At 30.3% G+C, this 11,874-nt stretch carries 9 protein-coding genes; 2 read left to right on the forward strand and 7 right to left on the reverse strand.

Annotated features, from left to right (window positions below):
* Positions 1-35 precede the first annotated feature (35 nt).
* Complete coding sequence (locus GXK57_RS13810; protein WP_160677367.1) at positions 36-1,388, reverse strand: MATE family efflux transporter; 1,353 nt, start codon at positions 1,386-1,388, stop codon at positions 36-38.
* 565 nt (positions 1,389-1,953) lie between these two features.
* Between GXK57_RS13810 and GXK57_RS13815 the strand changes: the two genes are divergently transcribed.
* Positions 1,954-3,024 carry a diguanylate cyclase gene (locus tag GXK57_RS13815; RefSeq protein ID WP_160677370.1) on the forward strand — a complete coding sequence of 357 codons (1,071 nt, stop codon included), beginning with the start codon at positions 1,954-1,956 and terminating at the stop codon, positions 3,022-3,024.
* 186 nt (positions 3,025-3,210) lie between these two features.
* Here the strand turns inward: GXK57_RS13815 and GXK57_RS13820 are convergent, their stop codons facing one another.
* From GXK57_RS13820 to GXK57_RS13840, 5 genes are all read right to left on the reverse strand, one after another.
* Entirely contained in the window at positions 3,211-3,984 is a 774-nt protein-coding gene (locus tag GXK57_RS13820; RefSeq protein WP_160677373.1) for a YhfC family glutamic-type intramembrane protease, read from the reverse strand.
* 112 nt (positions 3,985-4,096) lie between these two features.
* Positions 4,097-5,227 (reverse strand): DUF5808 domain-containing protein, encoded by a 1,131-nt coding sequence (locus GXK57_RS13825; RefSeq protein ID WP_160677376.1) that lies wholly within the window; start codon positions 5,225-5,227, stop codon positions 4,097-4,099.
* An 18-nt stretch (positions 5,228-5,245) separates the two neighbouring features.
* Entirely contained in the window at positions 5,246-5,623 is a 378-nt protein-coding gene (locus GXK57_RS13830) for a GntR family transcriptional regulator (RefSeq protein ID WP_160677379.1), read from the reverse strand.
* A 258-nt stretch (positions 5,624-5,881) separates the two neighbouring features.
* Positions 5,882-7,192 (reverse strand): extracellular solute-binding protein, encoded by a 1,311-nt coding sequence (locus GXK57_RS13835; protein ID WP_160677382.1) that lies wholly within the window; start codon positions 7,190-7,192, stop codon positions 5,882-5,884.
* Positions 7,193-7,255: 63 nt separating this feature from the next.
* Positions 7,256-8,488, reverse strand: a complete 1,233-nt coding sequence (locus GXK57_RS13840) for a helix-turn-helix domain-containing protein (RefSeq protein ID WP_160677385.1) — start codon at positions 8,486-8,488, stop codon at positions 7,256-7,258.
* Positions 8,489-8,623: 135 nt separating this feature from the next.
* Between GXK57_RS13840 and GXK57_RS13845 the strand changes: the two genes are divergently transcribed.
* A complete protein-coding gene (locus tag GXK57_RS13845; RefSeq protein ID WP_160677388.1) occupies positions 8,624-10,396 on the forward strand; it encodes a sensor histidine kinase in 1,773 nt (590 codons plus the stop codon).
* Between the two features lie 96 nt (positions 10,397-10,492).
* On the opposite strand, the gene GXK57_RS13850 is transcribed toward GXK57_RS13845, so the two are convergent.
* Complete coding sequence (locus tag GXK57_RS13850; protein ID WP_243156433.1) at positions 10,493-11,854, reverse strand: glycosyl hydrolase; 1,362 nt, start codon at positions 11,852-11,854, stop codon at positions 10,493-10,495.
* Between the last annotated feature and the right edge of the window lie 20 nt (positions 11,855-11,874).

The following is an 11,874-nucleotide window of genomic DNA, read 5'->3' on the forward strand; positions in this document are numbered from 1 at the left end:
GTTCTGACTGATTATATATTCAAATTTTTTACTTTTTATGCTGATGTAAGTTCTACATCCTTTCCTATAACAACATGTCCCTTCCATTTACCCTTTAAGAATCTAATAAAATACAGTATTCCTCTTACTACCCAGTCTATGAACATTCCCATCCATACACCAGCTAAGCCCATGTTTAGGGATACCCCTATAAAATAGCCTAAGGTTACTCTAAAGGCCCACATTCCTATAAAGGTAGTTATCATAGTATACTTAGCATCACCAGCGCCTTTCAAGCCTGCTGGTAACACAAACGCTATAGACCATACCGGAATAAATAACGAATTTAATCTTATAACATGAGCTGAAATATTAATTATCTCTTGGTCCCCTGTATATAAAGATGGTAAAATCCTTGCAAAAGGTAAGGATACTATAGCCATTATTATCAATGCTGTTGTTGAAATCTTTATTATATATCCTAAGGTTTTTTGTGCCCCGTCACTATCATTTCGGCCCATATACTGACCAACTAAAGCGGTAGCCGTAACACAAAGTGCATTTCCAGGTATATTAATCATCCCTGCAATGGAGCTAGTTATAGAATTTGCTGCTATAGCCGAAGTTCCCATATTTACAATATATATCTGAGTTATAAGTTTTCCACCATTAAATACAAGCGACTCTACACTGGCAGGAAGTCCAATTGAAAATATAGGTTTAAGCAGACTTTTATCTAGCTTAAATTTCTTCAATTGAGTCAATTTTATTATCTTAGAGCCTCTAAGTAGCACACTTAATACAATAATTCCACCAATAACTCTAGCCATAGCTATTCCTAGGGCTGCTCCTGTTACCCCAAGTTTTACAACATTTATTAGTGTAAAGGTAAAGACTACATTCATTACATTCATAAATATAGTAATTTTCATTGGCGTTTTAGTATCACCAGCTCCTCTAAGAATTCCATTACATATTAAATCTATGGTTATAAATGGATAGGTTAAAAGAGTAATTGATAGATATCTATCCGTTGAACTCATAACCAGATGATCTACAGAACCAAAAAGAACTTTGATCAAAGGTTCCTTAAATAGAAACATAAAAATAGTAATTACAAAAGCTATGAATATTCCAGAGTATAAAGCTTGCTTTGTAGCTGCATTTGCCTTCTTTATATTTCCTTGTCCAATAAACTGAGCTACTACAACCATGCCTCCAATAGCCAAAGCTGAAAAGAAGGCTATAAATATGTTGTTAACTGAGTCTACCATACCGATTGCTGAAACAGCTTCTTTTCCTATATGCCCTGCCATCATTGTATTTATCATCCCCATAGACATAACAAATAATTGCTCAGCAAGTATGGGTAGGGTCATACTTATAACATCTTTACGTATAAGTTTCATTTTGCCACCTTATAGGATACTGTAAGTTTTCTACTTCATTGTTTAGTTTATGTTCTCAAAGATTTGCTCAAAAACTAGATGCTCTTTGAAAACAGCGCCAAGATAGAAGCAGCATATCCTTTTACGAAATATAAATAATAAATATTTATTTGTATACCTCATAATAAATATTTATTACTTAATCGTAAATCCTATTTCGCCTCTCCTAATAGTAATATCACTTTATCATTATAACTCTTATTGTCAATATAGGAACAGACAAATAGCCATTTTTTATACAAATTGTATTAATACAGTTGAAACCTATATAAAACTCTCTTTAATAGCTATGATGATTTCTGAATTCATCTCTACAATTCTATCAAATAACTAAGATATACTATCTCTTATAGACCTCATAAAAAATCGACTATTAGAAAAAATTTCATCACTTTATTCTATTTACATAATATCAACTTTACAAAATAACAAACGAAAATTTATTGTTAACATATCTACTAGATTGGTAGCAATTTTACACTTTATGATATAATTTTTAATACTAACTCAGCAGGAGGAAAACTAGATGATTAACCTGTTATTTATAAATGCCACTATTTTAATTACTTTTTTATACTTAGGCAATCAGCTTTTTGAAAATAATATTTCTAAAATAGATTTTAATATAATAAGACAACTATTACTTGGTATACTTTCCGGGTTAGGTGGCTGTATATTAGTTTTTTATGGGATTAATGTAGCAAATCTTGTCCATATAGATTTTAGAATCATAGCTATCATAGTATCAGTTATCTACGGAGGAGCTATTTCCGGTATTATAACAACATCAATGATTGCATTATTCAGGTTGAGCTATTATGGAGTAACTATCCCATCAACAATTGCATCTGTAGGATTAATAGTGCTTTTACTTTTTTATTTTTCACTATGCAAATTCAAATTAGACTTTATTAAGAAGTTTAGTATTATGTCTTTACTAAATATTCTATATGGAATTATAGTGTATTCTACTATTTTATTTAAAAGCCATTTACTTTTTAAGATATTATCATCTTATATAATAGCTACCTTGATTGTGTCAATCCTGGTATACTACATTTTAGTTTACATATCAAAGACCAACCAACTTTATAGAAGGCTTAAGGTTGAGTCAACAAAAGATTTTCTAACTGGACTTAATAATGTTAGGGAATTTGATAATATAATTAATAAGCTGGTTAATAGCACTTTAGAAAAACAAGAGTCTCTATCAATACTGATGATCGATATAGATTTTTTTAAGAATATCAATGATAACTATGGCCATCCTTCTGGAGACCTTGTTTTGAAGCAGCTAAGCAAAATACTTGTTGATTGTTGCAGAAGTTTTGACGTTATTTCTAGAAATGGCGGTGAGGAATTTACTGCTATATTGCTAGATTGCGATTGTAAGCACGCAAGTCAAATAGCTGAGAAAATTAGAAGTTCTGTTGAAGTGCATACCTTCATTATAGAAAACAACAAGCATATAAATATAACTGTTTCTATAGGTATAGGCTCCTATCCCGATTCAGTAAAAAATATTAACAATATATTATCTGAAGCTGATGATGCCTTATATCTAGCTAAACGTAGTGGAAGAAATAAGGTGTGCTAATATTCTATGAAAAAAGGTTAGGTTATGTTTATTTTATAAAGCTGCACATTTACATAAAGTTATATTTTATGAACAATAAAAGTAAGAGACTGCTACAAGCAAAAGCCTCTTACTTTTAATTTCAAGTACCTATATTTAGGTTCTATATATTAAAATTCTAATAATCCTATTTGAATCTAAAATAGTCTATTCCTTTAGTTCAGAAAATATCTTTTTACTTTTAACTGCAAGAATAAGTGCAGCTACTGCAAAAGCACAAGTTATTACCTCTACTAAAGGCAAGCTTGTTATTATCTTCATTTGATATAAGGCCGCTGGGAAGTCCACTATTGCGTGCATTAATATAGCAATTAAAAGATATATCGTTCTTCTCTTTCTTATACCATATAGCACAACAAAGCTTAGCGCCAATTGAATTGTAAAAGCAAGTAGTCTTTCAAAGCCACTAAATGCTATTTCTGGTACTGTTAATTTTATAATTGAATCCTTTATTGCCTCAATTGCAGCTTTACCTTGGCCTTGAGCTATTACTCCAAGAGTGTTACTCTTTATGGCAAAAGCTATTATCACAGTGTTTAACATGCTTAGTCCACCCAAATAAAGAGCTTCAATTCCACCATGACCTACTCCATAGCCTAGTCCATCCTTCCATTCAGTATCCTTTTTCAATAGAGTTTTAAAAGCTACAAATCTTCCAACCTCCTCAAAAACACCTGCTGCAAGAGCTCCATAGATTGCGAAAGCTACTGTATTCATAGGAATCAGTTTGTTAGAAATAACAGCTAAATGCATATAATGCTCCAAAACTTGACTGAATAAGATAAATACCACTGCACCAATTAAAGTCGTCTTTATAGAGAATTTATATTTTATCTTAAAAACTATTAATAATACTATTGGAAAGAGTATACAAAAGATAAGATTAATTATTAAAGCTACTATAACATTATTACTGACCATTTTTATCTCCCCTAAAATTAATTATTTGACTTTGTTAAAGCTAAACCTTGTTATGCTACTTAATAGTAGAATATATGACTTAAAGCCTCATTATAACTATAGTTACAAATCACTAAAAGAATATCATCGGAACTACAATCACTGCTATCATAAGAATTACAAACCCTATGGTTATAGCTAAGGCTGTCTTATTACCGAAATTTAACGTCCATCCAATGCCAAATCTCTTTTCTACAAAAATTGATGGATCATTGGGATTGTAATATATTGATCCTAGCTTCCAGTATTCATCATCATCCACATTTGTTACACTATTATCAGTTTCCTCATTAACTGTCTCCTTAAGCTTACTTCCACCTTGACCTATCATAAGACTCAAAACCGTTGGAAGAATTGTTATTATAAGAAATATAGTTATTATTATAGGCGCTGCTGACCTCATGTTTACCGAAATTATATTCAAAGAACTTAGATTAAAGAAAGTTATAAAGCATGTAATAACTATTGCTAGAGTATATATCATTATTGAATTAAACTTTTTAAACTTGTATAGCTGGTTTGCTGAATTAGATGGTTTTGAGGCATCTATTTTATTCTTGCTAATGGCAATAGAATAATTAGCAAAGGCTAATATGAACACTAATATAATCTCCATAGCACCATTAGCTACAAGAGTTCCTATGGATTTTTCTGCAAATCTATCTGCTACTCCGTAAAGATTAAAGTGCACACCAATCTTACCAGGAAGTTTGTCATAGTTAGTTATAGGTAAAACTAAATTAACAATCGCTATTACCATTGGAATTGCAAACCAATAAGATGATAATACAGCCTTATTTCTAAGCTTTTGAGACATCTCTGTATTTACATAAAGTATTTGCTTCTTATCCTTCAAAAGATTATTTTTAGACTTATATTCTTTTATTTTTTTATTGGCACTTAAGAATATAATAAAATATATTGCAAGCTCAACTAAAACTGCTATGAGCAAAAGAATAGAATTTTTAAATATAGTATTTAACGCCACCATATATAACGTAATGAAAACTATTGAAAATATAGTCAGTTGATTGTAATAGGTTTTAGTAACCTTTCTAATCTCCTCATCCTTAATTCTATCTAAAGGTATAAACACCCCAAAAATCAAATCTTTTCTAGTTAACTTAGGAGTAAGTAGAAAAGATACATAAAGCAATAAAAAAACAAATATAGACATAACATTACTAATGAGTACATCACTCATAAACCCATCTCCTTAATATTATTTTTCATACTCACAATACATTCTTTTACATTCTTCAATAAAATCGTCTTTAGAAATTCCGAAGCAATACGCTTGAGCAATAATATTTTTCAATTCTTCCTTTAGCGAATCAGCAGCTTTATCGTTCTGTCTTATTGGAATAGAATTAACTATGGCTCCTTTACGTCTATCTATGGTTACAAATCCTTCATCCTTTAAAAGGTTATACCCTTTATTTACAGTATGAAGATTTATTCCAATATCTTCAGCCATTTGACGAACGGATGGCAAACTTTCTTCAGGCTGAAGTTCTCCGCTTGCTATTCCATGGATGATTTGATTTTTTAATTGAAGATATATAGGAACCTCGCTTTGAAAATCAATCTTTATCAGCATTCTGCACTTCCTTTCATCTTTTATTATATAAGTTATATTTGTTATATATAATATATAACAAATATAATAACAAAGCAATGTAACTATAGATTTTTTTTATAGTCTATCTTCTCCTTCATAAGCAATTTAGCTTAATAAGCTTCTATTTTCTAATACTATCTAAAAGATTCAATAATTATGTCACGGTATTCTTCTAAATAATAAAATAACTGCTCACCAGAATGGCGGCAGTTGTTTTGAACTCAGTATTTTACTATATTAATTTTCTCTAGTATTATCTCTATAGAAAGCCCACTTCTTATTAATTTCTTTCCTAAGTGAGGCCACATCTTTAGATATTACATACTGCTGAGCAAACCTTCCCTCTAATTCAGTAATTTTTCTAAGATCATAGTATCTATTATGATAGTTTATATTCTCTTTACTTTGAAATTTGTAGACGTCTCCCTCCATAACTATAGGCATATCAAACTTCTTCAACTCATCTAAGAGCTTTTTATTTTCTTCATTATTCTTAAGTGAAGATCTAATATTTACAGCCTTGGCATATCTATCATCATCAAACATAAATTTTAAAAAAGCTTTTGCTACCTCAGGATACTTTGTTGTTTTACTAACTGCATACCTACAATCCCCACCAATACTTATATACTTACTATCTGGAATAGGAAACATACCAAACTGATCCTTAGCAGCTCCTAAATCCTCCAGTTGACGTATAAAGTCTGAATTCCATATAAACATTGCCACTTTTCCATCTTTTAAATCATTCTTACACTGTTGCCAGTCGTAATCAAATAGATCCTCTTCGCAATACCCCATATCTCCTATATGCCGTAACATCTCCAAAGACTTATAAACTGAGCTCTCTTCCCCTAGTATCGGCATTGACTGAGCAATAGTCTTTCTCTCTAAATCCTTATCTATCAGATAAGGAATACTATCTAGCCACAGTCCCATTCCCCATTGTTCCTTATAACATAAAGCCATTGGTGTTAGTCCAATTTTCTTTATCTTATCACAAGCAGCAAAAAACTCATTAATATCTTTCGGCAAGTTAGTTATTCCGGCCTTGTTAAATATCTGTTTATTATATATAACACCTTGCCACCCCAGAGAAGTTGTTAATTCGTATAACTTTCCCTTATCTTCCACGTTAGTGCTACAATTGTACATATTATAGTCATTAAATCCCAGGTCATCTATGGGAAGGAAATAGTTGCTAAAGTCGCTTGCATTTATAACTTGAGGTACAATGGTAATATCCGCCAACTCCCCTACCGAAGCTTTTCTTCTTAATATTTCTTCTGTATCTCCAATTAACTCCAAATTCACCTTTACCTTTGGATTCTCTTTTTCAAAGCTATCTATCATTTGTTTCAATTCTCTAGACTTGTCAGTTCTATTACTTACAAAAGTTATATTGCCCTCTAATCTAGAGCTTTTGAAATCATTTACATTAGAGGCATTTACTTTACTAGTACTAAATTTTATTATTAATAAGGAAGGGATACTTAAACATACAAATACTAAAATAATAGTTTTTAAATTAATATTATTTATTTTCATGGTATACACACCTACCTTTTTATTAGGGGACGGAGCTTTTGTCCCATAACCTTCTTATTGATTTTAGTCCTTACCTCTGTAGTTGTTTGGGGTAACCCCAGTCAATTTCTTAAATGCTCTTCCAAAGGTTATGGAATCATTATATCCAACTAGTTGTGCTATTTCATATATCTTTAAATTTGTAGTTATTAGTAACTCTTTTGCTTTCTTTATCCTATGATTGGACAGAAAATCATAAAAACCCTCACCAGTTTCTCTCTTAAACAATTCAGAAAAGTAGTTCTGACTCAAGAACACTTCGTCTGCTACATCTTTTAACGTTATATTTTTAGTATAATTATCTTTAATATAGTTTATGGCCAAAGTTATTGCTGAACTATTGCTTCCAATACTAGTATTATCTAAAACCTCTACAAGCTTGTCCTGATTACTTAATAAATATTTTTTTACCTTCTTATTATTAAACTCTTCAATCAATTTCTTAGCCAAACAGCCATTTTCTCTAAGCTTCCAAACCTTATCTGTGGTTTCTGTAATATATACACTTTTTTCATTTTCTAAAAATAAATCTGCTTCGCTATCTATAATCTTCATTACTGAATCTATATCATTATTTTCTTCATTTTTAAAGTAGAAAATTATGTATATAAATTCCTTATAGTTAAAGAATGAATACTCAAACTTATCATTGTATCTTATAACTCTTCCTATAAATCGCTTTATTATTTCACCGTCATCTTGATTTCTTTTAGCTATGACCATCTTATAAAAATAATCTTCATCAAGTTGAATTTTATCTACTAATAAATTCTCTTTTATTGAAGTAATATCTTTGTTTGAAAATAACACATTTTTAAAAAAATCTCTTTTTAAGACTTCAATAGATTTATTATATACCTTATTGTTTTTCTCATTAGTTTCAATCTTTTCTTCTACTTCTTTTATAATATCCGCCAGTTCTTCAGACCTAATAGGTTTTAGTAAGTAGTTAAAAGCCCCCGCTTTCATACTATCCCTAACATAAGTAAACTCATCATATCCACTTAATACTATAAATAGAGGAATCTTTTTTAAGATTTCATGAGCTCTTTTTATTAGCTCGATCCCCGACATTACTGGCATCTTTATATCTGTTACAACAAGATCAATAGACAAATAATTTTCTTTTAAGTACTCCAGTGCAGTATTTCCATTTGCAAAATCTGCGACCACCTCATGTTGTTCAAATAATCTTTTAATTACCTTTGAAAGTCCCATTCTAATTATCTTATCATCATCTACAACAATTATTTTCATTGCTCCTCCTCAGTTGAAGATTTCTAAGAATTGCTATATATTAAAATTATACATTAAATTTTGTACATTTAAAATATATACTTTTTTTATTGTTAATATTACTACCAATTTTTTCAATATAGGTTAGGTGAATTTATGAAACAAAAAAATAATGCTTCTATTAAGCGATTGACACTGATGATATTTTTAGTAATGCATATTTTATTTTTTATAATAACCACTTTAAGTCTTTATTCCTATTCCAAGTATGAGTTTGAAAAAACTGAAAAGCTCATAAAAAACTTTGATACAAGTTTAAGCCAACAGATATCAGATAAACTCACTAGCTTTTCTGATATCTCAAAGTATCCTTTGCTCATTCCAGACATAGACAAACTTCACGAAATACTTCTAAGCAACAAAGTCAATGATATCGAGCAATATAATTACTTGAAGTACTTATGTGATATGATCCTAATACAAAACGACTCTATAAATGGAGCTTATCTCTATGATTTGAAAGGTCGTGGAGTATGCTCTACGAGAAATAATACAAATGATAAGCTCAAAAATCCTGCTACGGAGAAATGGTTTATAGACACCCTGGAATCAAGCAATAATACTTCTATCTTTCCTGAAATCATAACTGCTAACATATATCAATCACCATCTTCAAATGATGGTGAGCTAATAGCATTATGTAGAAAAATAATAAATATTAAGACTAAGCAAGTTACAGGCTTACTTCTAATTACTATATCTAAAGATGAGTTGCTTAACATAGTAAAAAAAGACCTCCCTTTTACTGATCAGATAGTTTCTATTTATGATAAAAAGGGCTTAGTAATCCTTACCACCTTAAATAGCGACAGCAGTGAATTTACACAAACACAAGGTAAAAACACATTAAATTACAAAAACAGGCCGACAATACAATATATAAATAATGAACCTTATCTTATTTCCTACAATGCTATCCCTAACACAAATTGGACATTAGTTAACTCAGTAGCCAAATTTGATGCTTCTCGTATAAACAGTCTATTTATAGTTGTATTTATCATAAACATAGTATTTTTTATGATTCTTTTTTTAGTGTTATACATGTTTTTTAACAGAAGAATCTTTAATCCACTAAAATCATTAATTGCAAATATGAATAGGAATGTAGAAAATAACCTACTTACTGATTTTGCTTATAACAAAAAAGATGAAGTAGGAATACTTATAAAGTCATACAATGAAATGAAGCGAAGAATAAATGACCTTATTAATATTAACTATAAGAATCAGTTAGAACAGAAAGACTTGGAACTTAAGCAACTACAAAACCAGATCAATCCGCATTTTATATACAATACGTTAGAATCAATACATATGATGGCTGAGATAAATGATGACTTAGATACTTCAATAATGGCTCAATATTTTGGTTCAATTATACGTTACAGCATGAATAGAAAAATAAATATTGTAACTCTAAAAGAGGAAATAAGAGTTATAGAGCACTATATTTATCTTCAAAAAATTAGATTTGATCAATTATTCTCTATTGAAAACTTAATATCTCCAGAAGTTCTAAACTGTGAGATAATAAAAATGATAATTCAGCCTCTAATCGAGAATGCTATTTATCACGGTTTAAGTGAATGCAGTAGCAATGGCAAAATAATCATTCAAGGAGAACATCTTTTGGATAACTTAGTATTGACCATATCTGACAATGGTATAGGAATTGAAGAAGAAAAACTTCAAAGTCTAAATGATTATATAAATGATAAAAATAACGACTATAAAGGCATTGCTTTAAGAAATATAAATAAGAGATTAAAGCTTAATTATGGTGAAGAATATGGACTTACAATATACAGTGTGGTTGGAAAAGGTACATCCATGGAACTGACACTTCCTTATATTACAAGAGAATAGTATGTAATCTAATAACATATTTGTTGCTTGATTTTTCATAAAAAAAGCTGTTGCACTAATCTTTTAGTTCAACAGCCCCTTTATAAATTAATTAGCTTATTTATACTTTTTAATATCTTCCAAATTAATCATGTATGGATGGTTAAAAAAATCAATGTGTTCCTCTTTAGTATTCCATTGAACTTCGTTAATAACATTATTCCATGTCATAAACCACAGCCAGTTGGTTTCTGTAGTTTTTAATATTCCCGGATTAGGAATAGGTCCATTTTCACCTAAAGCTAAAGGCTTGGAAGCACTAGCCATTCTAGCAGTATTAATAAATTCTACAGTTAGAGGTCCATGGTCTCCAAGCGGTGCATAGTAGTCTATACTATTTATATCCACCACATCATCTCCTGGGTACCAATCTTTATCTGGCGAGTTCCAGACCCATATTAAATTGTTTAATTCATGGAGATGTACATATCTATCGTACATAAGCCTGTAAAGCTTTATATATGCATCCTTTCCATGGGCTCCCCACCAAAACCAACCTCCACAGGCTTCATGCAGTGGTCTCCACAATATAGGAATATTATTGTCTCTAAACCTCTTTAACTGTTCAGCTATTAGATCTAAATCTTTTATCATTATTATATTTTCATCTGTTCCAGATATTAATGCTCTGTTTAAATCAAAATCTGTATTTTTAGTATAAAAGCTCTTATCTCTACCATTCATAGGCGAAAACCAATGCCAGCACAAAGTTATTATTGCATCTGTATTTCTTGCCCAGTTAATAGCCGTTTCCACACTACCTCTATTATTTATAATTTCGTCTATACATTGAAAATCACTACTCTCAGTTTCAGTTGCTGAGGAGTAACTTAATAAGTCAAAGCCTAATATTGCTGGTAATCTTCCTGTGACTCTTTTTATATATTCCAGATCACTGCCACTAGCTTTATTGCAGTGTTGTCCACTTAATATTCCTTTTCCATATATCTTTGAGAAAAAACTCATTAAGCTTTTACACTCAACAGTAGAATTTTGATTTGAAAGTGTAAATTCTGGCCTGCTCACACAATAATTTTTATCTTCTTGTATAACTATATAATCCAAATTTATATAACCATATTGTTTTGATAGCTTTATACTATTCATACCTTCTTCTAACTTTAAACTTGATATTTCCTCAATGGTGAAACTCTCCGCTGCATCGAACTTCAGACTACCGTAACATTTATCATTTATAGAAAGCCTATGAAGTGACTGCTCTCCTGGTAGAGCATAACTGATTTGTATTTTATAAAACCCACTTTGAGGTATATGAACCTGAAAGTCTATAAAATCACCTTCACTCACTAAGGTCTTTAAATAGGAATTTCCTCTATACCCTTTAATTAAGTTGTTCATTTCGCCTTTAGAAAAGTTAGCATCAGTTGCATATATTATATTCTTAAATTCTTTCATCATCTCTCCACCTTTATATAAGA

This window comes from Clostridium sp. C8-1-8, assembly GCF_009928445.1.
Lineage (GTDB): Bacteria > Bacillota > Clostridia > Clostridiales > Clostridiaceae > Clostridium_AR.